Origin of the sequence: Paenirhodobacter sp. CAU 1674 (assembly GCF_029222945.1) — a bacterium.
Taxonomy (GTDB): Bacteria; Pseudomonadota; Alphaproteobacteria; order Rhodobacterales; family Rhodobacteraceae; genus Rhodobacter.
Map to the genome: position 1 here is coordinate 199,581 of NZ_JARHUH010000007.1, position 22,515 is coordinate 222,095.

General features: G+C 65.4%; 27 protein-coding genes and 1 riboswitch. Of the genes, 23 read left to right on the forward strand and 4 right to left on the reverse strand.

Annotation, left to right across the window (positions count from 1 at the left end; genetic code table 11):
* Positions 1-140 precede the first annotated feature (140 nt).
* Entirely contained in the window at positions 141-1,007 is an 867-nt protein-coding gene (locus tag P2G62_RS11990; protein WP_275735137.1) for a hypothetical protein, read from the reverse strand.
* A 279-nt stretch (positions 1,008-1,286) separates the two neighbouring features.
* On the opposite strand from P2G62_RS11990, the gene P2G62_RS11995 reads away from it, so the two are divergent.
* The 23 genes from P2G62_RS11995 to P2G62_RS12105 all read left to right on the forward strand — a co-directional run bounded on the left by P2G62_RS11995 (position 1,287) and on the right by P2G62_RS12105 (position 20,817).
* A complete protein-coding gene (locus tag P2G62_RS11995; RefSeq protein WP_275735138.1) occupies positions 1,287-1,670 on the forward strand; it encodes a hypothetical protein in 384 nt (127 codons plus the stop codon).
* A 167-nt stretch (positions 1,671-1,837) separates the two neighbouring features.
* On the forward strand, positions 1,838-3,190 hold the full coding sequence (gene miaB, locus P2G62_RS12000; protein WP_275735139.1) for a tRNA (N6-isopentenyl adenosine(37)-C2)-methylthiotransferase MiaB: 1,353 nt from the start codon (positions 1,838-1,840) through the stop codon (positions 3,188-3,190).
* A 245-nt stretch (positions 3,191-3,435) separates the two neighbouring features.
* Entirely contained in the window at positions 3,436-4,092 is a 657-nt protein-coding gene (locus P2G62_RS12005; protein WP_275735140.1) for an OmpA family protein, read from the forward strand.
* An 11-nt stretch (positions 4,093-4,103) separates the two neighbouring features.
* A complete protein-coding gene (locus P2G62_RS12010; protein ID WP_275735141.1) occupies positions 4,104-4,421 on the forward strand; it encodes a hypothetical protein in 318 nt (105 codons plus the stop codon).
* 177 nt (positions 4,422-4,598) lie between these two features.
* Entirely contained in the window at positions 4,599-5,618 is a 1,020-nt protein-coding gene (locus tag P2G62_RS12015) for a PhoH family protein (RefSeq protein WP_275735142.1), read from the forward strand.
* Complete coding sequence (gene ybeY / locus P2G62_RS12020) at positions 5,608-6,111, forward strand: rRNA maturation RNase YbeY (RefSeq protein ID WP_275735143.1); 504 nt, start codon at positions 5,608-5,610, stop codon at positions 6,109-6,111. The genes P2G62_RS12015 and ybeY overlap by 11 nt, the downstream gene beginning before the upstream one ends.
* A 36-nt stretch (positions 6,112-6,147) precedes the next feature.
* Positions 6,148-7,044: a hemolysin family protein gene (locus P2G62_RS12025; RefSeq protein WP_275735144.1), complete on the forward strand. Its 897-nt coding sequence runs from the start codon at positions 6,148-6,150 to the stop codon at positions 7,042-7,044.
* Positions 7,045-8,595, forward strand: coding sequence for an apolipoprotein N-acyltransferase (gene lnt, locus P2G62_RS12030; protein ID WP_275735145.1), 1,551 nt, complete (start codon positions 7,045-7,047; stop codon positions 8,593-8,595).
* Between the two features lie 11 nt (positions 8,596-8,606).
* Positions 8,607-8,654, forward strand: a riboswitch (SAM-SAH riboswitch).
* Positions 8,655-8,661: 7 nt separating this feature from the next.
* Entirely contained in the window at positions 8,662-9,828 is a 1,167-nt protein-coding gene (gene metK / locus P2G62_RS12035; RefSeq protein ID WP_275735146.1) for a methionine adenosyltransferase, read from the forward strand.
* A 235-nt stretch (positions 9,829-10,063) separates the two neighbouring features.
* Entirely contained in the window at positions 10,064-10,510 is a 447-nt protein-coding gene (locus P2G62_RS12040; protein ID WP_275735147.1) for a DMT family transporter, read from the forward strand.
* A 51-nt stretch (positions 10,511-10,561) separates the two neighbouring features.
* Positions 10,562-11,284: a tRNA (guanine(46)-N(7))-methyltransferase TrmB gene (locus P2G62_RS12045; protein WP_275735148.1), complete on the forward strand. Its 723-nt coding sequence runs from the start codon at positions 10,562-10,564 to the stop codon at positions 11,282-11,284.
* Positions 11,285-11,386: 102 nt separating this feature from the next.
* A complete protein-coding gene (gene aroA / locus P2G62_RS12050; protein WP_275735149.1) occupies positions 11,387-12,733 on the forward strand; it encodes a 3-phosphoshikimate 1-carboxyvinyltransferase in 1,347 nt (448 codons plus the stop codon).
* Between the two features lie 106 nt (positions 12,734-12,839).
* Positions 12,840-13,436 carry a d(CMP) kinase gene (locus P2G62_RS12055; RefSeq protein WP_275735150.1) on the forward strand — a complete coding sequence of 199 codons (597 nt, stop codon included), beginning with the start codon at positions 12,840-12,842 and terminating at the stop codon, positions 13,434-13,436.
* 112 nt (positions 13,437-13,548) lie between these two features.
* Positions 13,549-14,031 (forward strand): hypothetical protein, encoded by a 483-nt coding sequence (locus P2G62_RS12060; RefSeq protein WP_275735151.1) that lies wholly within the window; start codon positions 13,549-13,551, stop codon positions 14,029-14,031.
* Positions 14,032-14,187: 156 nt separating this feature from the next.
* Positions 14,188-15,867: a 30S ribosomal protein S1 gene (rpsA, locus tag P2G62_RS12065; RefSeq protein WP_275735152.1), complete on the forward strand. Its 1,680-nt coding sequence runs from the start codon at positions 14,188-14,190 to the stop codon at positions 15,865-15,867.
* A gap of 270 nt (positions 15,868-16,137) precedes the next feature.
* Positions 16,138-16,425 carry an integration host factor subunit beta gene (gene ihfB, locus P2G62_RS12070; protein ID WP_275735153.1) on the forward strand — a complete coding sequence of 96 codons (288 nt, stop codon included), beginning with the start codon at positions 16,138-16,140 and terminating at the stop codon, positions 16,423-16,425.
* Between the two features lie 3 nt (positions 16,426-16,428).
* Positions 16,429-16,785 carry a LapA family protein gene (locus P2G62_RS12075; RefSeq protein ID WP_345799268.1) on the forward strand — a complete coding sequence of 119 codons (357 nt, stop codon included), beginning with the start codon at positions 16,429-16,431 and terminating at the stop codon, positions 16,783-16,785.
* Between the two features lies 1 nt (position 16,786).
* Entirely contained in the window at positions 16,787-17,461 is a 675-nt protein-coding gene (locus P2G62_RS12080; RefSeq protein ID WP_275735154.1) for a phosphoribosylanthranilate isomerase, read from the forward strand.
* 121 nt (positions 17,462-17,582) lie between these two features.
* A complete protein-coding gene (locus tag P2G62_RS12085; RefSeq protein WP_275735155.1) occupies positions 17,583-17,825 on the forward strand; it encodes a hypothetical protein in 243 nt (80 codons plus the stop codon).
* A 2-nt stretch (positions 17,826-17,827) separates the two neighbouring features.
* Complete coding sequence (gene trpB / locus P2G62_RS12090; protein WP_275735156.1) at positions 17,828-19,060, forward strand: tryptophan synthase subunit beta; 1,233 nt, start codon at positions 17,828-17,830, stop codon at positions 19,058-19,060.
* 197 nt (positions 19,061-19,257) lie between these two features.
* Positions 19,258-19,740 carry a PepSY domain-containing protein gene (locus P2G62_RS12095; protein ID WP_275735157.1) on the forward strand — a complete coding sequence of 161 codons (483 nt, stop codon included), beginning with the start codon at positions 19,258-19,260 and terminating at the stop codon, positions 19,738-19,740.
* 108 nt (positions 19,741-19,848) lie between these two features.
* Complete coding sequence (locus P2G62_RS12100; protein ID WP_275735158.1) at positions 19,849-20,265, forward strand: hypothetical protein; 417 nt, start codon at positions 19,849-19,851, stop codon at positions 20,263-20,265.
* Between the two features lie 9 nt (positions 20,266-20,274).
* Entirely contained in the window at positions 20,275-20,817 is a 543-nt protein-coding gene (locus P2G62_RS12105) for a helix-turn-helix transcriptional regulator (RefSeq protein ID WP_275735159.1), read from the forward strand.
* Positions 20,818-20,828: 11 nt separating this feature from the next.
* Here the strand turns inward: P2G62_RS12105 and P2G62_RS12110 are convergent, their stop codons facing one another.
* Genes P2G62_RS12110 through P2G62_RS12120 form a run of 3 tightly spaced genes read right to left on the reverse strand, consistent with a single transcriptional unit; the run spans position 20,829 to position 22,438 of the window.
* Positions 20,829-21,338, reverse strand: a complete 510-nt coding sequence (locus tag P2G62_RS12110; protein ID WP_275735160.1) for a MarR family transcriptional regulator — start codon at positions 21,336-21,338, stop codon at positions 20,829-20,831.
* A 15-nt stretch (positions 21,339-21,353) separates the two neighbouring features.
* On the reverse strand, positions 21,354-21,686 hold the full coding sequence (locus tag P2G62_RS12115; protein ID WP_275735161.1) for a hypothetical protein: 333 nt from the start codon (positions 21,684-21,686) through the stop codon (positions 21,354-21,356).
* The gene (locus tag P2G62_RS12120) at positions 21,683-22,438 is read right to left on the reverse strand and encodes a 2-dehydro-3-deoxygalactonokinase (protein WP_275735162.1); all 756 of its coding nucleotides are present in this window, start codon (positions 22,436-22,438) and stop codon (positions 21,683-21,685) included. Before P2G62_RS12120 ends, P2G62_RS12115 begins: the two co-directional genes overlap by 4 nt.
* Positions 22,439-22,515 lie beyond the last annotated feature (77 nt).

Sequence of the window (22,515 nt, forward strand, 5' to 3'; positions counted from 1 at the left end):
GTCATCGGGCTTCGGATCTGGCCCCGAGGTAAGCGACCGGGCCCGGGAGGCAAGCGCAAAGCGCCCCCCTGCGGCAATCGGGCGCCCTGCGCGGGCGGCGCGACCGCGGGCTGAAGGCGCCCGCTGTCATGCGCCGCGCCTCAGAACCATTGCCCGGGTTCCATCAGTCCCAGATCCATCAGCTGTTGGCTGTGCCATTCGAAGGGGACCGAATTGTGCCAGCGGAAATTATGGATGTCGAAGGTCGAGCCGGGATTGAATTTCAACGCCTTGGCAACCCGGAACGACACGATCGCCGCCGTCAGGTTGTGGTGCCACGGACAGGCGAAGGTATTGTATTCCTCGATGTTGAACGTGTGGTTGGCCTGCAGCTTCAACCCGGGCTGCGGCCGGAACAGCGCGATGCGGTCGATCTTGCGGCGGTTGGTTTGCACATGTTCCTCGAACCGCCAGCGCAGCCCGCCATAGAAATCATACTGACGCTCGCGCGGCTTGCCCTCGGCATCGGGGCGCACCAGCGCGTAATAGCCCGAACGGTCGAGCATTGCCTCGTCCAGGCTGACGGCATTGGGGCAGCGGCCCAGATCGGGGGCATAAAGGTCGATCGCATAGCACAGCATCGCGCTGCGCCGCTCCTCGGCGTGGAAGGCCAGCAGCTCGCCCACGCTGCGGGTCTCGCAAAAGGGGAAGAACAGGTATTCGGCGTTGTAGCAGTAATAAAGCCAGGTGGTGGGCGGGCAGGCGGCGATCACCGGATTGACGGCGTTGATCAGCGCGTCGGGGGCGTGCATGGCGTAGGGAATGCGATGCACCGCCGCAGACAGATCTGCGGGCAGCTGCAATGCGGTCGGCGCAAACAGCACGACGGCGCAGAACCCCGCATTCAGGTGATGGCGGATCGTGCTTTCGACTTCGACCAGATCCTCGACGAGGATCAAGGCCACCGGCCCCTTGGCCAGCACATCCTTGCCCTGTTCCAGAAATGCCGCGAGCGAGGGGTAATCCATGCCTGTTTCCGTGCGTTCCGGCCCGGGGTGCCGGGCACTTTCTGCTTTGGCGGCAGGATCGGTGATGGGGGGCTGGAATGCAAGAGCTGCGGCCGAAAGGGGCAGGTGCGAGCGTGGTCGGGGTGCCGCGCGGTTTCGCACTCCCGCCAGCTGGCGCCGCGCCGGAAATACCGTGGAAATACTGTAAATTCAGGGCGTATTTGATTCAGATCGTTGACACATCTGCGCAAGAGGCAGAGCATTGCAGCAGGATTTAAAGCTTGTGAGGAGGGTAATGCCATGACTGTCTCTCGCTTTCTGTTCGTTCCAGCGGCCTTTGTTGCAGCGGTCGGTTTGGCGACGCCCGCCAGCGCAGATGCTGCCGTGGGTGTGGGGCTGACGTTCGTCTTCGGCGGCGGTGCCGGGATCGGTGCGCGGGTGTTTTCCAATGATGAGGAAGACAAGGGTGCGCTGAGCGCTGGCGTCGACTACATGTTCCAGCAGCGCCGTCTGCGCCCGACCGTCGGTGTGGCCTATTTGGGTGACGGCGCGTATTTGGGCGTCGACATGGGGTTTGACATGAACGGCGGCGGCGTCGATTTCGGCGTGGGTGTCGGCGGGGTGGATACCCAGAGCCCGGCTGCTCCGGCGATTGTGGAGCCGCCGCCGCAGGAGTTCAATTGATCCGTCCGGGCAATCGCACAGCGGCCCGCCGGGGACGTGGCAAGAGGGGCGCAGTTCTGCGCCCCCTTTCGTTTTTCGGGGTGTCCAGCCCAAACTTGCAGCCCTGCGCGCAATCCCGTATCAGGCGCATCTGATCCTGCCCCTCGCCCAATCCCCCCGGAGGCCCCATGTCGGACGCGCCGAAGAAGCTGCATATCAAGACCTATGGCTGTCAGATGAACGTCTACGACAGCGAGCGGATGGCCGAGGCGCTGTCGCGGGCGAACATGGGCACTGGGGGCTATGAGCTGACCGACGATCCGGCGCAGGCCGACATGGTGCTGCTCAATACCTGCCACATCCGCGAGAAGGCCGCCGAGAAGGTCTATTCCGATCTGGGCCGCCTGCGTCCGTTCAAAGAGGCGAACCCCGATCTGAAGATCGGCGTGGCGGGCTGTGTCGCGCAGGCCGAGGGCGAAGAGATCATGCGCCGGATGCCGCTGGTCGATCTGGTGGTGGGCAGTCAGAACTACCACCGTCTGCCCGACATGGTGCGCGCGACGGCCAGCGGTGCGCATCCGGTCGACACCGAATTCCCGGTCGAGGACAAGTTCGAACACCTGCCCGAACGCCCCGCCAGCGGCCGCCCCACCGCGTTTCTGACCGTGCAGGAAGGCTGCGACAAGTTCTGCGCCTTCTGCGTGGTGCCCTATACGCGCGGCGCCGAGGTCAGCCGCCCCGCCGCGCGGATTCTGACCGAGGCGCGCAAGCTGGTCGAGAAGGGCGTGCGCGAGATCACCCTGCTGGGGCAGAACGTCAACGGCTATCACGGGCAGGGGCCTGATGCGCTGGGCGGCGGCGACTGGGGTCTGGCGCAACTGGTGCGGGCTTTGGCCCGGATCGACGGGCTGGAGCGCATCCGCTACACCACCAGCCACCCCAATGACATGGACGACAAGTTGATCGCCGCGCATGGCGAAGAAGCCAAGCTGATGCCCTATCTGCATCTGCCGGTGCAGTCGGGCTCGGACCGGATTCTGAAGGCGATGAACCGCAAGCATACCGCCGAGGACTATCTGCGCCTGATCGAACGCATCCGCGCCGCGCGCCCCGACATGATGCTGTCGGGCGATTTCATCGCGGGCTTCCCGGGCGAGACCGATGCCGACCATCAGGCCACGCTCGATCTGATCGCGGCGGTGGGCTATGGCATGGCCTATTCGTTCAAATATTCGCCCCGCCCGGGCACCCCCGCCGCCGACCGTGCCCCGGTCGATGCCGCCGTGGCCGATGCCCGGTTGCAGGAGTTGCAGGCGCTGATTACCCGTCAGCAACGCGCGGCACAGGAAGGCATGGTCGGTCGCGAGGTCGGCGTGCTGTTCGAGAAACCCGGCCGCCTGCCGGGGCAGTGGGTCGGCAAGTCCGACTATCTGCATGCCGTGCATGCGACCGGCGAAGGCTTGGGACAGGGCGTTCTGGCGCGGGTCAGAATCACGGCGTCGGCCCCCAATTCGCTGGCAGGAGAGCGCATTTCCGCCTGAGCCCCGCCGCGGCGGGGCGTTTGGTGCCTTGCTGGGGGCCAAGCCGCGAGGACTTGGTGAGGCCATGATCGTTTCCACAATTGCGCCCGCACCCCGTTTGTGGTGCGGTTTGTCGCCTTTTGCGCCACAATATATGGGTTAATTCGCTTCCAATACCGCTCAGTTTTGCTAGTGTTGCGCGAATTGAATTTAATGTGATGGTGCACCGGGGGGCGCGCCAAAGTTACCAGGAGGCGGAAGCGGCAATGAACAGTTTTTCCAAGGCTCTGAAACCGATGGCCGGGGCGCTGGCGGTTGCGGCGCTGGCTGCGGGGGCGATGCTGGCTCCGGTCGCGGCGCGTGCCGAAACGAATGTCGGCTTTGGCGCAGTCATTGCGCAAAGCGGCGTGCAACAGTCGATCAACCGCAAGTCCGCCGCGCCGATCGCGGCGGGCGGAACGGTCTATTCCGAAGAATATGTGCCAACGATCTGGATCGACCCGGATGGCTGCGAACATTGGGTGATGGATGACGGTGCCGAGGGCTATATGGATGCCCGCAAGACGCGCGATGGCCGCCCCGTCTGCCACCGCAATGTCTGTGGCGTGATCCCGACCGACCAGTTGTTCGCCACCGACAAGTCGGCGATCAGCACCTCGGGGCGCGCTTATCTGGAAAACTTCTTCCGCACGGCCAAGGCGCGCAGCTTCATCATCACCGGGCACACCGACAGCCGCGCTTCGGATGAATACAACATGAAACTGTCCGAACGCCGCGCGGTCGCCGTCGCCAAGGTGGCGCAATCGGTCGGTGCGCCGGTTCTGGCGGTGAACTGGTATGGCGAACGGCAGCCGCGCGCCACCAATGCAACCGCGGCCGGCATGGCGCAGAATCGCCGCGTCGAAATCATTTGCGTGAAATAAGGGGTAGGGCGATGGCTGTGAAACATATTCTGGCGATGGTCGCCGCGGCTGGTCTGCTGGCCGCTTGCGAGGGCGGCGAAGGGGTGGGCGAGATCGGCCCCGACAAGACGCTCGACCGTGGCATCAACGCACACCACCTGAGCACGCTGAAAGCGGGCGTCTGGATCGACCCCGAGGGCTGTGACCACTGGATCATCGACGACGGGGTCGAAGGCTACATGTCGGCGCGCGTGGACGATTACGGCAAGCCGATCTGTTCGGGCGCGGGACCGGCCAATACGGCGGTCGGCCCGTTCAAAAAGGGCACCCCGATCGCCGACCCGCTCTGATTTCAGGCAGTGACTGCATAAAAATTGTGCAAACAGGCCGCGCGGCATCCCGCGCGGCCTGTTTCATGGCCGTTTTATGAAATTTTCAATCATACCGTGCCGAGGTGAAACCAATGCTTGCGTGTGAGCGGGGATCGCGCCACCATATCTGTATCAACCTTAGCCAGGGAGACGTTTTTGGGCTTTAGCGCGATCACCCCCCCGCCTCGCACCCCGGATGCACATGAAACGCTTCTGGAGTTCCCCGACAACCGGCTGTTGATCGACCTTTGCGGAGAATTTGACCGCAATCTGGCCCAGATCGAGCACAAGCTTTCGGTGCATATCCTGCGTCGCGGCAATCAGCTTGCCGTGCTGGGAACGCCCGAAACCCAGGCGCAGGCCGCAGGCATTCTGCATCACCTCTATCAGCGTCTGGAAACCGGCAAGCCGATCGACGCGGGCGAAGTCGATGCCGCCATCCGCATGGCGGATCTGGGCAATGCGGGCATGACGGTGGACGAGCAGCTGGAAATGTTCGCTGCCGGCAAATACGAGATCCGCACCCGCAAGAAACAGGTCGAGCCGCGGACCGAGGCGCAGAAAGCCTATGTGCGCGCGCTGTTCGAAAACGAGCTGGCCTTCGGCATCGGGCCTGCGGGCACCGGCAAGACCTATCTGGCCGTGGCGGTCGGTGTGACCATGCTGATCGGCGGGCATGTCGACAAGATCATCCTCAGCCGCCCGGCCGTCGAGGCGGGCGAACGTCTGGGCTTCCTGCCCGGCGACATGAAGGACAAGGTCGACCCCTATATGCAGCCGCTTTACGACGCGCTGAACGACTTCCTGCCGGCCAAGCAGATGCAAAAGCTGATGGAGGAAAAGCGCATCGAGATCGCGCCGCTGGCCTTCATGCGCGGCCGCACGCTCAGCAATGCCTTCGTGGTGCTGGACGAGGCGCAGAACGCAACGACGATGCAGATGAAGATGTTCCTGACCCGTCTGGGGCAGGGCTCGCGCATGGTCATCACCGGCGATCGCAGCCAGATCGACCTGCCGCGCGGCACCGCCTCGGGTCTGCATGATGCCGAACGGGTGCTCGACGGCGTGCGCGGCGTCGCATTCAACTACTTCAGCGCGGCCGACGTGGTGCGTCACCCCCTTGTGGCGCGCATCATCGAGGCTTATGACCGCGCCGATGTCGGGGATGCTGGTTGATCTTGTAATCGAAGAGCCGCGCTGGGAGGAAATCGACCTTCCGGCGCTGGCCGAACGTGCCGCGGCGGCGGTGCTGGCCGATCAGGGGCTCGACCCTGCGGATTTCGAAATCAGCCTGCTGGGCTGCAACGATGACCGCATCGCGCAGCTGAATGCCGATTTCCGCGGCAAACCGCGCCCGACCAATGTGCTCAGCTGGCCCTCCGAAGAGCGTGCGGCCGAGGAAGACGGCGGTCTGCCCGATCCGCCCGAACCCTTCGCCCCCGGTATGCCCGAAGGTCTGGGCGATATTGCCATCGCCTATGAGACCTGCGTGCGCGAGGCCGGCGAACAAGGCAAGAGCCTGCGCGATCACAGCCTGCATCTTCTGGTGCACGGGGTGCTGCATCTGCTGGGTTTCGATCACATTCGCGACGGCGATGCGGCTTTGATGGAAGAAATTGAGGTGCGTGTTCTTGCACGAATGGGGATTCTTAACCCATATGAGGAATGATGCAGGCCGTAGCCCTGTGTGATTTGGAAAGGAACGATGGGACAAGTCGCTGACGGAGCTTCCTCCGTCTCTGCCCCGGCGTCGGACGCCGACGCGGGCGAGAGTATATCCGAGCCCGCTTCGCGCGGGTTTCTGGGCCGCATCTTCGAAGTTTTCACCGGGTCCGAGGCGGAGCCGGAGGCGCCTGCCGCCTCTGCCGTGCCGGTGCCCGTCGTCTTGCCAGGCATGGGCAATCTGCGGCGTATCCGGGTGGGCGACATCGCGATTCCCAAGGTTGAAATTGTTGCTGTGCCCGTGACCATCTCGCGCGACGAACTGGTCACGGTGTTTCGCGAACAGGGCTATTCGCGCCTGCCGGTGTTCAAGGACACGCTCGATACGCCGCTGGGGCTGATCCACCTCAAGGATCTGGCGATGGAATATGGCTTTGGCGCCTCGCCGGGGCGCTTCTCGCTGCGCAAGATGCTGCGGCCGTTGCTGTATGTGCCGCCCTCGATGCCGATCGGTGTGCTGTTGCAAAAGATGCAGGTGCAGCGCATCCACATGGCGCTGGTGATCGACGAATACGGCGGGGTCGACGGTCTGGTCACGCTTGAAGACCTGATCGAGCAGGTCATCGGCGAGATCGAGGATGAACATGACGAGGCCGAGGACGGGTTCTGGAAAGAGGAAAAGCCCGGTCAGTGGCTGGTGCAGGCCCGCGCGCCGCTGCGCGAGTTCGAGGCCGAGATCGGCATGAGTCTGGCCGAGGCCGAGGAAGAGGGCGAGATCGACTCGATGGGCGGCCTTGTCTTCATGCAGATCGGCCGCGTGCCCGCGCGTGGCGAGGTGATCGTGGCCGAAAACGGCGTCGAATACGAGGTCGTCGATGCCGACCCGCGCCGGATCAAGCGGTTGCGGGTGCGCCTGCCCGGCGTGGCCCCGGCGGAATAGATGCGTATCCCCTCTCTGTTGCGCGCGCCCCGGCGCCCCGGCTGGCGGCTGCTTCTGGCAGCGCTGGGACTGGGTGCGGGCGTCGCGGCAGGGCAGGCGCCGCTGGGCTGGTGGTTCGTGGCCCTGCCGGCTTTGGCGGGGGTTATCTATCTGATTGCCAATTGTAAAACGCCGGCGCAAGCAGGCTGGGTCGCCTTTGCTGCGGGCTTTGGCTATGCGCTGGCGGCGATGTTCTGGATCGTCGAGCCGTTCTTCGTCGAACCCGAGGTGTATGGCTGGATGGCCCCCTTCGCGCTGGTCTTCATGGCGGCGGGGATGGGGGTGTTCTGGGCGCTGGCGGGCTGGATTGGCGCGCGGCTGGGGCGCGGGCCCGGCACGCGCGCGCTGGGTGTGGCGCTGGGATTTGTTGTCTCGGATGCGCTGCGCAGTTATGTCCTGACCGGCTTTCCCTGGGTGTTGCTGGGCCATGTCTGGATCGGCACGCCGGTGGCGCAGGCGGCGGCGGTGATCGGCCCGCTGGGGCTGAGCCTGCTGACCGCGTTGATTGCGGCGATGCCCGCCGCGGCGCGCGGCCTGCGCGGGGTGGCCCTGACCGGCGCTGCGATGGCCGCCCTGGCCGGGGTCTGGCTGGCCGGGCAGGCGCGGCTTGATGCGCCGGACCCGGTGCGCGCCAGCCCCATTCACCTGCGTCTGGTGCAGCCCAACGCGCCGCAGGCGCTGAAATGGCTGCCCGAATACCGGATGGATTTTTTCTTCCGTCACCTCGATCTGACCGCGCAGGACCCGGCCTCGGGCCAGCCCCGGCCCGATCTGATCATCTGGCCGGAAACGGCCGTGCCCTTCCTGCTCGATCGTCCGGGAGATGGCTTGCGGATGGTGGCCGAGGCGGCGGGCGGCGTGCCCGTCGCACTGGGTATCCAGCGGATGGAGGGCGTGCGCTATTTCAACAGTCTTGCGGTGATCGCGCCCGATGCCAGCATTTCGGCGGTCTATGACAAGGTGCATCTGGTGCCGTTTGGCGAGTATATCCCGCTGGGCGATCTGGCCGCGCGCTTCGGGATCGCGGCGTTCGCGGCACAGGCGGGCAATGGCTATTCCGCCGGCAATACTGAAACGGTGCTCGATCTGGGGCCGTTGGGCCATGCGCAGCCCTTGATCTGTTACGAGGCGGTGTTCCCGCAGGATCTGCGCCGGGTGCCTGCGCGGCCCGACTGGCTGATGCAGGTCACCAACGATGCCTGGTTCGGCACGCTGTCGGGGCCGTGGCAGCATTTCGCCCAAGCCCGGCTGCGGGCGATCGAACTAGGCCTGCCGCTGGCGCGGGCTGCCAATACCGGGGTTTCGGCCATGGTCGATGCCAAGGGGCGAGTGACCGCGACGTTGGGGGTCGGGGTGCAGGGCGCGCTTGATACGGATTTGCCCGCGGCGCTGCCCCCCACGATCTATGCACGCTGGGGCGATGCCCCGATCTTGGGTATTATTGTCGCATTAATCCTTTGCCTCTATGGCTTTGGCAGAATCGCCGTTGACCGCCGCGCACGGCGGGTCTAGGCAAGCGCATCGAACCGTCACAACGGCTTCCTGGCGTGACGGGGATTATGAATGGAGCACTTCCCCATGGCACGACAGAATTTCATCTTCACTTCCGAGTCGGTCTCGGAAGGGCACCCCGACAAGGTCTGCGACCGCATTTCCGATGCGATACTCGACGCCTTCCTGACCGAGGAGCCGAACGCCCGCGTCGCCTGCGAAACCTTCGCCACCACCAATCGCGTCGTGGTTGGCGGCGAAGTCGGGCTGAGCGACCCCGACAAGCTCGACCTCTTCATGGAGCGTGTGGACGGGATCGTGCGCGACTGCGTGAAGGACATCGGCTACGAGCAGAAGAAATTCCATTGGGAAACGCTCAAGGTTCACAACTATCTGCACAAGCAATCGGCGCATATCGCGCAGGGCGTCGACAAGGACGGGGCGGGCGATCAGGGCATCATGTTCGGCTACGCCACGGATGAAACCGAGGCGCTGATGCCTGCGCCGATCCAGTATGCCCATGCGATCCTGCGCCGTCTGGCCGAGGTGCGCAAATCCGGCGTCGAGCCCGAGCTGCGCCCGGACGCGAAATCGCAGCTGTCGGTGCGCTATGAAAACGGGGTGCCGGTGGGGGTCAGCTCGATCGTGCTCTCGACCCAGCATGCGCACAAGAAACAGACCAGCGCCGATATCCGCGCCATTGTCGAACCCTATATCCGCGAGGTTCTGCCCGAGGGCTGGATCACCGCCGAAACCGAATGGTGGGTCAACCCGACCGGCACTTTCGTCATCGGCGGCCCCGATGGCGACGCGGGCCTGACCGGGCGCAAGATCATCGTCGACACCTACGGCGGCGCGGCCCCGCACGGCGGCGGCGCGTTTTCGGGCAAGGACCCGACCAAGGTCGACCGCTCGGCCGCCTATGCCGCGCGCTATCTGGCCAAGAACGTGGTGGCCGCCGGTCTGGCGAAACGCTGCGTGATCCAGGTCAGCTATGCGATCGGTGTGGCGAAACCGCTGTCGATCTATGTTGACACCTTCGGCACCGGCACCGTGCCCGATGCGGAAATCGAACGCGTCGTGGCGCAATGCATGGATCTGACGCCGAAAGGCATCCGCACCCATCTGGACCTGTGCCGCCCGATCTATGCCCGCACCGCCGCCTATGGCCATTTCGGCCGCCCGCCCGAGGCCGACGGCGGCTTCAGCTGGGAAAAGACCGACCTGATCGAGGCGCTGAGAAAGGCGCTGTGAGGCAGGCGGGGAAACAACGGATCGGGGGGCTTCGGCCCCCCTTTTTCGTTTGAACGAAGCGAAAATGCCTTGCCCGACGGGTCAAACCTTTGATGAGGCATCTCTTTTGGGTTGACGAAGAGGGGGCGCTGCCCCCGCCCGTTCCGGGCCCCCCGGGATAGTTTCGCCAAGGTGAAAGGGCTTGTCGGCCCCGTCGCGATCCTGCACCCTCGCGGCGGGAGAGAGGGAGGATGCGATGGGCGACGGGCTGCGCTATGCGCTGGTGATGCTGGCGGCGGGGATCGGGATTCCGGTTCTGGCCGCGTTGAATGCGCAATTGGGCACGCGGATCGGATCGCCCGTTGTGGCGGCGGTGGTGCTGTTTTGCGTGGCGCTGTCCGGGGCGGTCTTGGTGATGGCGCTCAGCCATGGGCCGAGTGCGCTGGCCCATGTGCCCGCCCAGCCGCGGCATCTGTTCATCGGCGGGTTGCTGGTGTGTTTCTATGTGCTGTCGGTGACCTTCGTCGCGCCGAAATTCGGCGTCGGCAATGCGGTGTTCTTCGTGTTGATGGGGCAGATGATCTCGGCCGCGGCGATCGACCAGTTCGGTCTGTTCGGTGCGATGGTCCGACCGATCACCCTGCTGCGCGGGGCGGGGATCGGCTTCATGGGGCTGGGTCTTTTCCTGATCCAGCGCGGCTGATGGGGCAGCGGGGGCTTGCCCCCGCCGCCGCAGGGCGCTAGAGGCGCGGCCATGAGCGATGACATTGATCCCGAAGAAACGGGCGCCGAGGCGCGCCCCGAGTGGCGCAACTTCTATGGCCGCCGCGCCGGCAAGACCATGCGGTCGAGCCAGAAGACCTATCTGTCCGAGGATCTGGACACGCTGCGCCCGCGCGGCATCTCGCCCGAGGAAAACCCGGGCCGCGAGACGGTCGATCCGGCCAGCATCTTTGGAAATGACGCGCCCGTGTGGCTGGAGGTCGGCTTCGGCGGTGGCGAGCATCTGGTGCATATGGCCGCGACCTATCCGGGCATCAACATCATCGGCTGCGAGCCCTATATCAATGGCGTCGCCATGCTGCTGGGCAAAATCCGCGCCGCGGGGGTTGCCAATCTGGCCGTGCATCCCGGCGACGCGCGCGATCTGATGGATGTGCTGCCCGAGGGCTGCATCGCCAAGGCTTTCCTGAACTACCCCGACCCCTGGCCGAAGCGCCGCCACCACCGCCGCCGCTTCGTCACGCAAGAGCATCTGGTGCCGCTGGCGCGGGTGCTGCAGAAGGGCGCCGAGTTCCGCGTGGCCACCGACATTCCCGATTACATGCGCCAGACGCTGGAAGAGGTGCCGCAGGCGGGGTTCGCACTGGTCGCGCATTCGGGCACGCCGTGGGACGACTGGATCTCGACCCGCTATGAACAAAAGGCGCTGCGCGAGGGCCGGGTGCCCGACTACGCCACCTTCCGCAAGATCTGAGCGCGCCTCTGGCGGGGATATTTTCGCTTTCTTGAGGGGCTGGGGCTTTCCCGAGGCCCCCGGCTTGGGCTAACAGGGTCCGACTGTTCAGGGAGGCTCCATATGTCCGGCCACGGCGATCCGATTTTGATGACTGCCCGCAAGGGCGCTGCGCTGAAAGGTGTGGCCGAGGTGCCGGGCGACAAGTCGATCAGCCACCGCGCGCTGATCCTGGGCGCGCTGTCGGTCGGTCGCACCGAGATCACCGGGCTGCTGGAAGGCCAGGACGTTCTGGACACCGCGCGTGCGATGCGGGCCTTCGGCGCCACCGTCACCCGCAACGGCCCGGGCGACTGGACCGTCGAGGGCGTGGGTGTGGGCGGCTTCGCCGAGCCCGAGGATGTGATCGACTGCGGCAATTCGGGCACCGGGGTGCGGCTGATCATGGGCTGCATGGCGACAAGCCCGATCACCGCGACCTTCACCGGCGATGCGAGCCTGCGCAAGCGCCCGATGGGGCGGGTGACCGACCCGATCGCGCTGTTCGGTGCGCGGGCGGTGGGGCGCGCGGGTGGCCGTCTGCCGATGACCATCGTCGGTGCTGCCGATCCGGTGCCGGTCAGCTACACCACGCCGATGCCCTCGGCGCAGGTGAAATCGGCGGTGCTGCTGGCGGGGCTGAACGCGCCCGGGCAGACCGTGGTGACCGAGCGCGAGGCGACGCGCGATCACACCGAACGCATGCTGCGTGGCTTTGGCGCCGAAATCAGTGTTGAAGAGACCGCCGAAGGCCGGGTCATCACACTGCAGGGTCAGCCCGAATTGACCGGGCAGAAGGTCGCCGTGCCGCGTGACCCGTCCTCGGCGGCGTTTCCGGTCTGTGCCGCGCTGATCGTGCCGGGCTCTGATATTCTGGTGCCGGGGGTCAGCCAGAACCCGACGCGCAACGGGCTGTTCACCACGCTGGTCGAAATGGGCGCCGACATCACATTTGAAAACCCGCGCGAAGAGGGCGGCGAGCCGGTGGCCGACCTGCGCGTGCGTTCCAGCGCGCTGCACGGTATCGCGGTGCCGCCCGAACGCGCGGCCTCGATGATCGACGAATACCCGGTGCTTTCGGTTGTTGCGGCCTGCGCCACCGGCACCACGGTGATGCGCGGGGTCAAGGAATTGCGGGTCAAGGAAAGCGACCGGATCGACGCGATGGCGCGCGGGCTAGAGGCCTGCGGCGTGCGCGTCGAGGAAGACGAAGACACGCTGATCGTGCACGGGCTGGGCGCGGGCAATGTGCCCGGCGGCGCCACCTGCGCCACCCATATCGACCACCGCATCGCGATGAGCTTCCTTGTGCTCGGGCTGGCCAGCCAACAGCCGATCTCGGTCGATGACGGCTCGCCCATCGCCACCTCCTTCCCGGCTTTCGAAGGGCTGATGGCAGGGCTGGGTGCGCAGATCACGCGCGGCGCATAAGGCAGGGCTTGCCTCCGGCGGGGATATTTGGGCCAAGGTGAAGGGGCTTTCATCTTGGCAAAAATATCCCCCGCGGAGCGTCCCGGGTCAGAACAGGAGAAACGCCATGAAATTCACGGTCGCCATCGACGGGCCTGCGGCGGCGGGCAAGGGCACGATTTCGCGCGCGGTGGCGGCGCGGTTCGGCTTTGCGCATCTGGACACCGGCGCGCTGTATCGGGCGGTTGGCGTCAAGGCCGGGGGTGAGGGCGGCGATCCGGTGGCGGCGGCGCGCGGGTTGACCCCTGCGGATCTGGCGCGCGAGGATTTGCGCACGCTGGCGGCCGGGCAGGCGGCGTCGAAGGTGGCGGTGATCCCGGAAGTGCGTCAGGCATTGCTGGAGTTCCAGCGCGAGTTTGCGCGGCGTGACGGGGGGGCGGTGCTGGACGGGCGCGACATCGGCACGGTGATCTGTCCCGAGGCCGAGGTGAAGCTGTTCGTCACCGCCAGTGCCGAGGTGCGCGCGCACCGGCGCTGGCTGGAAGTCGGCGGCGACGCGGCGGCGGTGCTGGCCGAGGTGGTCGCACGCGACGCGCGCGACATGAACCGCGCCGAAGCGCCTTTGAAGCCGGCGGCCGACGCAGTGGTGATCGACACCTCGACGATGAGCATCGAGGCGGCCGTAGCTGCGGCCTGCGACGAAATCGCGAAACGGATGCGCTGATCTGGACAGGGCGGGGCCGCAAGCCCATATCGACAGGATGCTGCGCGCCGCTCTGTTCCTGCTTGTCATGCTTGCCGCTCCGGTTGCCGCCGGGACGCGGCCCGAAGGGTTGATGTGGAACCGTTCGGGCCTGCCGCTGACCTTGCCCCTGCAGGTCAAAAGCGATGCGGGGGCCGATCATTATCTGCGTCTTGTCGATCCGGCGGCGGGGCAGGCCGTGCTGGCCGCCTATGTGCGCGGTGGCGAGATCTTCCGGGTGCTGGTGCCGCCGGGGCGTTACGTTCTGGAAATCGCCTCGGGGCGGGACTGGCAAGATGAGGATGCGCTTTTCGGTCCGCAGACCGTGCAGGTCACGCTGGAACCGCCGCTGATTTTCGGCGCGCAGGGTGTGGCGCGCAAATCCGGGGCACTTCTGGATCTGCGCGGCGATCAGGTGACGGTGCGCGGCTTCGGCCTGTGCCAGCGCTTCGTGCTCGACCCCGACAGTCTGGCCGGGTCTTTGGCGCGGGCGCATCCGACCGACCTGCTGCCCCCGCCCGAGCGCGAGCGTTTCGCGGTGCCGCGCTATACGCTGCGGGCGCGGGTCTGCGACTAGGCCGCCACAGAAGGCTTGCCCCACAGGCGATTTGGGCTTATAGCAGCCCCGTCGACAGGGGGCAGGCACAGGTCTGCCCCCTTTGGGCATATCCAACGAAAGACCGGCGGAGCCAACCGCATGGCCAGAAAACCCATGTAAAGGAAACTCAGACGCATGTGCGCTAAAGCAACCATGGAAGAATTCGAAGCCCTCTTGAACGAGAGCCTCGAGATCGACACCCCGAACGAAGGTTCGGTTGTCAAAGGCAAGGTCATCGCCATCGAGGCGGGCCAGGCCATCATCGACGTCGGCTACAAGATGGAAGGCCGCGTTGATCTGAAAGAATTCGCAAACCCGGGCGAGGCCCCCTCGATCGCCGTTGGCGACGAAGTGGAAGTGTATCTCGACCGCGTTGAAAACGCCCGCGGCGAAGCTTCGATCTCGCGCGAGAAAGCGCGTCGCGAAGAAGCCTGGGATCGTCTGGAACAGGCTTATGCCAAGGAAGAGCGCGTCGATGGCGCCATCTTCGGCCGTGTCAAAGGCGGCTTCACCGTCGATCTGGGCGGCGCTGTGGCGTTCCTGCCCGGTTCGCAAGTCGACGTGCGCCCGGTGCGTGACGCCGGCCCGCTGATGGGTCTGAAGCAGCCGTTCCAGATCCTGAAAATGGACCGTCGTCGTGGCAACATCGTTGTGTCGCGTCGCGCCATTCTGGAAGAAAGCCGCGCCGAACAGCGCGCCGAAGTCATCGGCAACCTGACCGAAGGTCAAGTGGTCGACGGCGTGGTCAAGAACATCACCGAATACGGTGCGTTCGTTGATCTGGGCGGCGTTGACGGCCTGCTGCACGTCACCGACATGGCCTGGCGCCGTGTGAACCACCCGTCGGAAATTCTGTCGATCGGCGAAACCGTCAAGGTTCAGGTCGTCAAGATCAACAAGGAAACCCACCGTATCTCGCTCGGCATGAAACAGCTGCAGAACGATCCGTGGGATTCGGTTGAACAGAAATTCCCGCTGGGTTCGGTCCACAAGGGCCGCGTGACCAACATCACCGATTACGGCGCCTTCGTGGAGCTGGAAGCCGGTGTCGAAGGTCTGGTTCACGTTTCGGAAATGTCGTGGACCAAGAAGAACGTGCACCCCGGCAAGATCGTTTCGACCTCGCAAGAGGTTGACGTCATGGTTCTGGAAATCGACACCGCGAAACGTCGCGTGTCGCTTGGCCTGAAACAAACCATGCGCAACCCGTGGGAAGTGTTCGCCGAAACCCACCCGGTCGGCACCGTCATCGAAGGCGAAGTCAAGAACATCACCGAATTCGGTCTGTTCATCGGCCTCGACAACGACATCGACGGCATGGTTCACCTGTCGGACCTGTCGTGGGAACAGCGCGGCGAAGACGCGATCCAGAACTACCGCAAAGGCGACATGGTCAAGGCCGCTGTCACCGAAGTGGACGTGGAGAAAGAGCGTATCTCGCTCTCGATCAAAGCGCTCGACGCCGACACCTTCTCGGATGCGGTTGACGGCGTGAAACGCGGTTCGGTCATCACCGTCGAAGTCACCGCCATCGAAGACGGCGGCATCGAGGTGGATTACAACGGTATGAAATCCTTCATCCGCCGTTCGGACCTGGCCCGTGATCGTGCCGACCAGCGCCCCGAGCGCTTCCAGGTCGGTGACCACGTCGATGTGCGCGTGACCAACGTCGACAGCAAGACCCGCCGTCTGGGCGTCTCGATCAAGGCGCGTGAGATCGCCGAAGAGAAAGAAGCCGTGGAACAGTACGGCTCGTCGGACTCGGGTGCGTCGCTGGGCGACATCCTGGGCGCGGCGCTCAAGGGCAACAACTGATCCATCCGGTCTGACCGGATCTGCGGCCTCGCCCTACCCGGGCGGGGCCGTTTTCATGCCTGCGATTCGCACTCTGGGCCCGCGCGGGGGCGTCATTGGCATGTTTCTGCGCATGCACATCGTGCAAGCGTGCTTCCGGCGTGCTCAGAGCCGCCAAATTGGCCGCCTTTCCAAGCCTTTGCTGTTTGAGCCTCGAAAATTTATCCGTATAGTCGGGCACACAAAGAATGTCCGGGTCTGCCACCCGGAAACCCTTGGGGGGAACTATAAATGATCCGGTCTGAGTTGATCGCCAAGATTTCCGAAGAAAATCCGCATCTGTTCCAGCGCGATGTCGAGAAGATCGTGAACACGATCTTTGAAGAGATCATTGAGGCCATGGCGCGGGGCGATCGGGTCGAGTTGCGCGGTTTCGGCGCGTTTTCGGTCAAGAAACGCGACGCGCGCACCGGGCGCAATCCGCGCACCGGCACCGCCGTCGAGGTGGACGAAAAACATGTGCCCTTCTTCAAGACCGGCAAGCTGCTGCGCGACCGGCTGAACGGGGATGAGGACTGAACCATGATGAAGCTGTTGCGGCTGGCGTTCCTGGGTCTTCTGGCGCTGGTGCTGATTGCCTTGGCGCTGGCCAACCGTGATCTGGTGACGCTGCGCGCGCTGCCGCCCGAGGCCGGCGAGTTCCTGGGCTTCAGCTGGTCGCTGCAACTGCCGCTGTTTCTTGTGATCTTTGCGGGGATCTTGCTGGGCCTGCTGATCGGCTTCGTCTGGGAATGGCTGCGCGAACACAAGATCCGTTCGCATGCGGTCAAGGTCAGTCGCAAGGCCGCGCATCTGGAACGCGAGGTCGACCGGCTGAAAACCAAGGCCGAGGGGCCGAAAGACGATGTTCTGGCGCTGCTGGAGGCGCCGTCGCGCTGAAATGGTGACAATTGCCGTCAACCGTGGCCGCCCCGGTGGGGTGCGGGTCAAGATCTGCGGGCTGAGCACCGCGGAACATGTCGCTGCGGCCTGCGAGGCGGGCGCGGCCTATCTGGGTTTCGTGTTTTTCCCGAAATCGCCGCGCAACGTCGGCATCGTGCAGGGCCGCGATCTGGCGATCGAGGTGCCGGTGGGCGTGGCGAAAGTGGCGCTGGTGGTCAATGCCAGCGATGCCGAGCTGGAGGCGATCTGCGCGCAGGTGCCGCTGGACATGTTGCAGCTGCACGGCCGCGAAACCCCCGAACGCGTGGCCGAGATCCGCGCGCGCTTCGGCCTGCCGGTGATGAAGGCGGTGGGCGTGGCCGAACCGGCCGATCTGGCGGCGATCGCAGCGTATGAGGCGGTGGCCGATCAGATCCTGATCGACGCCAAGGCGCCGAAAGGCGCGGCGCTGCCCGGCGGTAACGGGCTGGCCTTTGACTGGCGCCTGATCGCGGGGCGCGAGTGGCAGAAACCCTGGATGCTGGCGGGCGGTCTGACGCCCGAAAACGTGGCCGAGGCGGTGCGTCTGACCGGCGCGCGGCAGGTCGATGTCAGCTCGGGCGTGGAAAGCGCGCCGGGGGTGAAAGACGCAGGCCTGATCCGCGCGTTCATTCGGGCCGCGCAAGGGGCCTGAGCGACCGGGGCGCCGCGCGCCCCGGACCCCGGAGTATTTCAGACAAGAAGAAGGGCCCTTGTGCTTTACCCGCAAGGCCAATCGCGCTAAGTGCCGAAGGGTGGCAGCGCGAGGTGAGACGATGGCCCTGATTGTTTCTTTAGAAAAAGAAGAACAACGGAGTATTCGTTCTGCCCATCCCACGCGCATTCCATGCAAATACATGGTGGGCTCGTTCGACGGGAAAAAAGTGCTTCAGTTGAACACCTATGGCTCAGCTGGCCGTGAGATTCCGGACAAGCTGAGCCAGACACTGCAGTTCGACGAAACTGCAGCACATCAACTCTTTCGGATGCTCAAATCCGAATTTGGCTTTAAGGAATGATCATGCCCGAAGACCTTCCCAACAGCTATATGACCGGGCCCGATGAAAACGGGCGGTTCGGGATTTTCGGTGGCCGTTTCGTGTCGGAAACGCTGATGCCGCTGATCCTCGAACTCGAGGCGCAGTATGAATTCGCCAAGACCGACCCGAATTTCTGGGCCGAGATGGAGGAGCTGTGGAAGTACTATGTGGGCCGCCCGAGCCCGCTGTATTTCGCGCCGCGCCTGACCGAGCATCTGGGCGGGGCGAAGATCTATCTCAAGCGCGAAGAACTGAACCACACCGGCAGCCACAAGATCAACAACGTGCTGGGCCAGATTCTGCTGGCGCGCCGGATGGGCAAGAAGCGGATCATCGCGGAAACCGGCGCGGGCCAGCATGGCGTGGCGACCGCGACGGTCTGCGCGCGGTTCGGACTGCAATGCGTGGTCTACATGGGCGCGACCGATGTCGAACGGCAGGCGCCGAACGTGTTCCGCATGCGTCTGCTGGGGGCCGAGGTGGTGCCGGTGACCAGCGGCCGCGGCACGCTGAAGGATGCGATGAACGATGCGCTGCGCGACTGGGTGACCAATGTGCGCGACACCTTCTATTGCATCGGCACGGTGGCGGGGCCGCACCCCTATCCGGCGATGGTGCGCGATTTCCAGGCGATCATCGGCAAGGAAACCCGCTGGCAACTGGCCGAGCAGGAGGGCGAGGGCCGTCTGCCCGATTCGGTGATCGCCGCGATCGGCGGCGGGTCGAATGCGATGGGGCTGTTCTATCCGTTCCTCGACGATCCGTCGGTGCGCATCATCGGTGTCGAAGCGGGCGGGCATGGTGTCGACGAACGGATGGAGCATTGCGCGAGCCTGACGGGCGGGCGCCCGGGCGTTCTGCATGGTAACCGCACCTATCTGTTGCAGGATGAAGATGGCCAGATCCTGGAAGGCCATTCGATTTCCGCGGGTCTGGATTATCCGGGGATCGGCCCCGAACATTCCTGGCTGCACGAGACCGGGCGCGCCGAATATGTCTCGGTCACCGATACCGAGGCGCTGGAGGCGTTCCAGTTGCTGTGCAAGCTAGAAGGCATCATCCCCGCGCTGGAACCGAGCCACGCGCTGGCGCATGTGACCAAGCTGGCGCCGACCCTGCCGAAAGATCATATCATGGTGGTCAACCTTTCGGGGCGGGGCGACAAGGACATCTTCACCGTGGCCAAGCATCTGGGCGTGAAGATGGCAGTCTGATCGGTCCGAGCCCAGGTTTTCAGGCCCCGCCGGCGTGTCCGGTGGGGCTTTTTGCTGCCTAAACCCAGGTTTATGCCCGTGGGTCGCAGGGTGTAGAGGCGCGATTTACCCCCTGCGGCCAATAGCGGGACCCGTCGCGGCCCGTCAGTTTGGCCGCAGTTCGCCGCATGGTGCGGCTGCTGTTTGGGAGTAGACACATGAAAACCACCATTGCCATTTTCGCCGCTTCGCTGACGCTGGGGCAGGCTGCTTTCGCCGAAGTTTCGACCCAGTCGATCATCGACGATCTGAGCGGTCAGGGGTTCTCGGCCATTGAAATCGAGACCGCGCCCGCGCAGGTCAAGGTCGAAGCTCGCAATGGCACCACCAAGATCGAAGTGGTCTATGATCGTGAAACCGGTGAGATCCTCAAGCAGGAACAGACCCGGGCGCGCGTGCGGACCGGCGAGGTGCTGGCGCAGGGCGTGGCCATGCGGACCCGTGCGGAAAACTTCCTTGACGACGACGATATGGACGACGACGTGAACGACGACGACATGTCCGATGACGAAGGGGATGACGATCACGGCATGGGCGGTCACGACGACGATCACGAGTCGGATGACAATGACGACGGCGACGACAATGACGACGACAGCGGCGACAACGACAGCGGCGACGATGACGGCGACGACGACTGAGCACGTCTTGCGGCCGGGGGCGATCTGCCCCCGGTCTTCGCGTCCCGGCTTGCGCCTTCGGGGGGAAGCCGGGCATAGTGCGGCCCTTGGCGGGCCCGGAGGGGAATGATGGACAGGCGCGGATTTCTGTGCGCAGGGGCGATGCTGGCCCTGATCGGGGCGGGCGCGGCGCCGGCCTTTGCGGGCGGGGCCGAAGACAGCGTCATGCGCCAGCTCAAGGCGCAGGGCTACAGCCAGATCCAGGTTCAGCGCACCTGGCTGGGGCGGCTGCGGATCACGGCGCAGCGCGGCAAGGTGCAGCGCGAAATCGTGCTTGATCCACGCACCGGGGAACTGCTGCGCGATCTGAGCACCTCGGGGGCGACGCTGTTGCGCAGTCCGTCGGACAGCGGTGCCGACAGGCGCGACAGCGGCAGTTCCGGGGCCGCGAATGATGACAGCGATGACGACGATGACGACGATGATGATGAGGGCGGAGGCAGCGATGACGGCGGAGGGGGCGAAGGCGGCAATGACGATGATTGAGCCGATCCGGTGAGGTCGGGCAAGAGGCGTGGCCTGCTGCTGGTGGCCTTGTTCACGCTGCAGGCGGTCTGTGCGCTGTTCTTCGTGTCCGACATCCTGTTGTCGGTCTTCGGGCTCTATGCGGCGCCGATCAGCTGGCAAAATCGCGAGATTCTGGAAATCGGCGCGGCGCTCGGGCTGATCCTGGGGCTGGGGCTGGGGGCTGCGGCACTGGCCGGGGCGTTGCGCGAAACCGCGCGCACGCGCGCACGTCTGCACCGCGCCGCCAGCGCCTTTGGCGATCTGCTGGAAGCGCGCTTCACCGAATGGGGCCTGACCCCGGCCGAGCGGGATGTGGCCCTGTTTGCGATCAAGGGGCTCAGCACCGCCGAAATCGCGGCGCTGCGTTCGACCTCTGAAGGCACGGTCAAGGCGCAGACCGCCGCGATCTATCGAAAGGCGGGCGTCAGCGGGCGCGGCCCCTTGCTGAGCCTGTTCATCGAGGATCTGATGGACAGCGGGCCATTGGTCAGCCTGCCGGGCACCCCCGAGCCGGTGGCCGACACCGCCTGAGCGGCGCGGGGTCAGTCCCGGGCGCGCTTTTTCTTCTTTTTCTTGCCGTGCTCGACAGGGTGCATCATGGCGGCCAGCTCTTCGGGGCTATGGGCCGCCAGCTGTGCCAGCCAGCCCGAGGTGGCATCAAGCACTTGCGCCAGATCGGCCAGCCGGGCATCGCCACTGGCGGCCTGCAAATCGTGCAGCCGGGCGGCCAGCGGCGCCAGATCTCGGCGCTGACGTTCGGCCAGCAATTGGCGCAGCAGGGCCCAGGGGTCGGCGGGGGCCACATAGAAATCGCGCCGCGATCCGGGGCTGCGCGCAATCTGCACCAGTCCGAGGCCGCGCAATTCCTTCAGCGCCGTCGAGACATTGGAGCGGGAAATCCCCAGTATCCGCACCAAATCCTCGGCCGCGGGGGCCTGCGCGGCGCGCCAGATCGCCGCGAAACACTGCCCGGCGGGGCGCGAAATGCCGAAGCGCGGGGCGATTTCGGCAAAGAGTTGAGGCAGGTCGGGGGCAGGTGTGGCGTGGGTCATGGGCGGTTTCCTGACTTAGCTGGGCGGGCGCGGCGGCGTGGCGGGAAGGTCTTCGGTCCGGGCAATGTGATAGCGGGTGGTCTGGCGCCAGGGCATGCCGGGCGTCAGGGTGATCTGCGGGAAATCGGGGTGGTGCGGGGCATTGGGCCAGAACTGCGGTTCCCGCGCCAGCCCGGCATGGGGGCCGTAGGGCTGACCCATCAGCCCGGGATAGGGCGTGCCCGCCAGCCGCAGATCCCGTAAGGTGGCGCCCAAGGTCAGCACCGGCGCGGTCAATTCGCCTGCGCGCAGCGTCGCCACCTGCACCATGCGCCCGTCGGGCATCGTTCCGAAAGGACGCACGGTCATGTCCGGCCCCCGAAGGCGGCAAGACCTGCGACCAGCGCCGCCTCGCCATCGCCCTGCGTCACCTGCACCCCCTGCGCGCTCAGCGCCTGTGCGCCGAGGGCTGCCCAGCCGGGCGCGGTGGCACAGTCCAGCGCCAGCACCTGCTGGCCCAGCCACCACGGTTTGGCGGCGGCCAGATCGGCGCCCAGGACCGCACCCGCAGCGGCACCTGTCGTGGCCTCGGGCAAGGCACGGTCTTCGGCCACAGGCGCAAGGTGGCGCAACAGGCGTTCGGGGCGCGACAGGCAGTCCGCCAGCGCATCGGCAAAGCCCGGGCCATCGCAACGCGCGGCCGGGGGCAGCAGTGCGGCGCTGGCCGTGCGGGTCACGCTGACGACTTCGCCCGCGCTCAGATGCGCCCACAGGCTGGTGGCGCCGCACAGCCACACCACGCCGTCGAATTGCGGCTGCGCGGCCAGAAGCCCCGCGATCCGCGCGACTTCGGCGGGATGGACGATTTCGGGCGGGGTGGCTTGTTGCAGCGCAGGCAGATCGGGGCTGCCCGCATCGGGCAGCGGCGCGCAGGGCAGGGGGCGTGGCGCGACATCGGGATGCAGGCGGGCGGCCACCACCGGCGCCTGCCAGTCCGCACAAAGCGCAGCATCGCCCTTCGGTGCCGTGCGCCGCTCGATCTGCGTGCCGGACATGTCAAAGGCCCGGGTCTGAAACAGGCCCGGGTCTTCGCTCAGTGCAATCCACGCTATCGCGGCCATTCGATCCCCAGTTTGCCCGGGACCCATGGGCAAGCCCCCGTTTTCCCCAGAAACCATGCGTGGGCGCGCGGTTCAAG

What these genes read in the sequence shown, in the direction of transcription:
- P2G62_RS12075 (WP_345799268.1), top strand. Translation starts at nt 16,429, where the DNA reads ATGATGAAGCTGTTGCGGCTGGCGTTCCTGGGTCTTCTGGCGCTGGTG.
- P2G62_RS12080 (WP_275735154.1), top strand. Translation starts at nt 16,787, where the DNA reads ATGGTGACAATTGCCGTCAACCGTGGCCGCCCCGGTGGGGTGCGGGTC.
- P2G62_RS11995 (WP_275735138.1), top strand. Translation starts at nt 1,287, where the DNA reads ATGACTGTCTCTCGCTTTCTGTTCGTTCCAGCGGCCTTTGTTGCAGCG.
- P2G62_RS12060 (WP_275735151.1), top strand. Translation starts at nt 13,549, where the DNA reads ATGTGGAACCGTTCGGGCCTGCCGCTGACCTTGCCCCTGCAGGTCAAA.
- lnt (WP_275735145.1), top strand. Translation starts at nt 7,045, where the DNA reads ATGCGTATCCCCTCTCTGTTGCGCGCGCCCCGGCGCCCCGGCTGGCGG.
- metK (WP_275735146.1), top strand. Translation starts at nt 8,662, where the DNA reads ATGGCACGACAGAATTTCATCTTCACTTCCGAGTCGGTCTCGGAAGGG.
- P2G62_RS12085 (WP_275735155.1), top strand. Translation starts at nt 17,583, where the DNA reads ATGGCCCTGATTGTTTCTTTAGAAAAAGAAGAACAACGGAGTATTCGT.
- trpB (WP_275735156.1), top strand. Translation starts at nt 17,828, where the DNA reads ATGCCCGAAGACCTTCCCAACAGCTATATGACCGGGCCCGATGAAAAC.
- ybeY (WP_275735143.1), top strand. Translation starts at nt 5,608, where the DNA reads ATGCTGGTTGATCTTGTAATCGAAGAGCCGCGCTGGGAGGAAATCGAC.
- miaB (WP_275735139.1), top strand. Translation starts at nt 1,838, where the DNA reads ATGTCGGACGCGCCGAAGAAGCTGCATATCAAGACCTATGGCTGTCAG.
- P2G62_RS12005 (WP_275735140.1), top strand. Translation starts at nt 3,436, where the DNA reads ATGAACAGTTTTTCCAAGGCTCTGAAACCGATGGCCGGGGCGCTGGCG.
- P2G62_RS12025 (WP_275735144.1), top strand. Translation starts at nt 6,148, where the DNA reads ATGGGACAAGTCGCTGACGGAGCTTCCTCCGTCTCTGCCCCGGCGTCG.
- P2G62_RS12045 (WP_275735148.1), top strand. Translation starts at nt 10,562, where the DNA reads ATGAGCGATGACATTGATCCCGAAGAAACGGGCGCCGAGGCGCGCCCC.
- P2G62_RS12120 (WP_275735162.1), bottom strand. Translation starts at nt 22,438, where the DNA reads ATGGCCGCGATAGCGTGGATTGCACTGAGCGAAGACCCGGGCCTGTTT.
- P2G62_RS12010 (WP_275735141.1), top strand. Translation starts at nt 4,104, where the DNA reads ATGGCTGTGAAACATATTCTGGCGATGGTCGCCGCGGCTGGTCTGCTG.
- P2G62_RS12110 (WP_275735160.1), bottom strand. Translation starts at nt 21,338, where the DNA reads ATGACCCACGCCACACCTGCCCCCGACCTGCCTCAACTCTTTGCCGAA.
- rpsA (WP_275735152.1), top strand. Translation starts at nt 14,188, where the DNA reads ATGTGCGCTAAAGCAACCATGGAAGAATTCGAAGCCCTCTTGAACGAG.
- P2G62_RS12095 (WP_275735157.1), top strand. Translation starts at nt 19,258, where the DNA reads ATGAAAACCACCATTGCCATTTTCGCCGCTTCGCTGACGCTGGGGCAG.
- P2G62_RS12055 (WP_275735150.1), top strand. Translation starts at nt 12,840, where the DNA reads ATGAAATTCACGGTCGCCATCGACGGGCCTGCGGCGGCGGGCAAGGGC.
- P2G62_RS12100 (WP_275735158.1), top strand. Translation starts at nt 19,849, where the DNA reads ATGGACAGGCGCGGATTTCTGTGCGCAGGGGCGATGCTGGCCCTGATC.
- ihfB (WP_275735153.1), top strand. Translation starts at nt 16,138, where the DNA reads ATGATCCGGTCTGAGTTGATCGCCAAGATTTCCGAAGAAAATCCGCAT.
- aroA (WP_275735149.1), top strand. Translation starts at nt 11,387, where the DNA reads ATGTCCGGCCACGGCGATCCGATTTTGATGACTGCCCGCAAGGGCGCT.
- P2G62_RS12040 (WP_275735147.1), top strand. Translation starts at nt 10,064, where the DNA reads ATGGGCGACGGGCTGCGCTATGCGCTGGTGATGCTGGCGGCGGGGATC.
- P2G62_RS12115 (WP_275735161.1), bottom strand. Translation starts at nt 21,686, where the DNA reads ATGACCGTGCGTCCTTTCGGAACGATGCCCGACGGGCGCATGGTGCAG.
- P2G62_RS11990 (WP_275735137.1), bottom strand. Translation starts at nt 1,007, where the DNA reads ATGGATTACCCCTCGCTCGCGGCATTTCTGGAACAGGGCAAGGATGTG.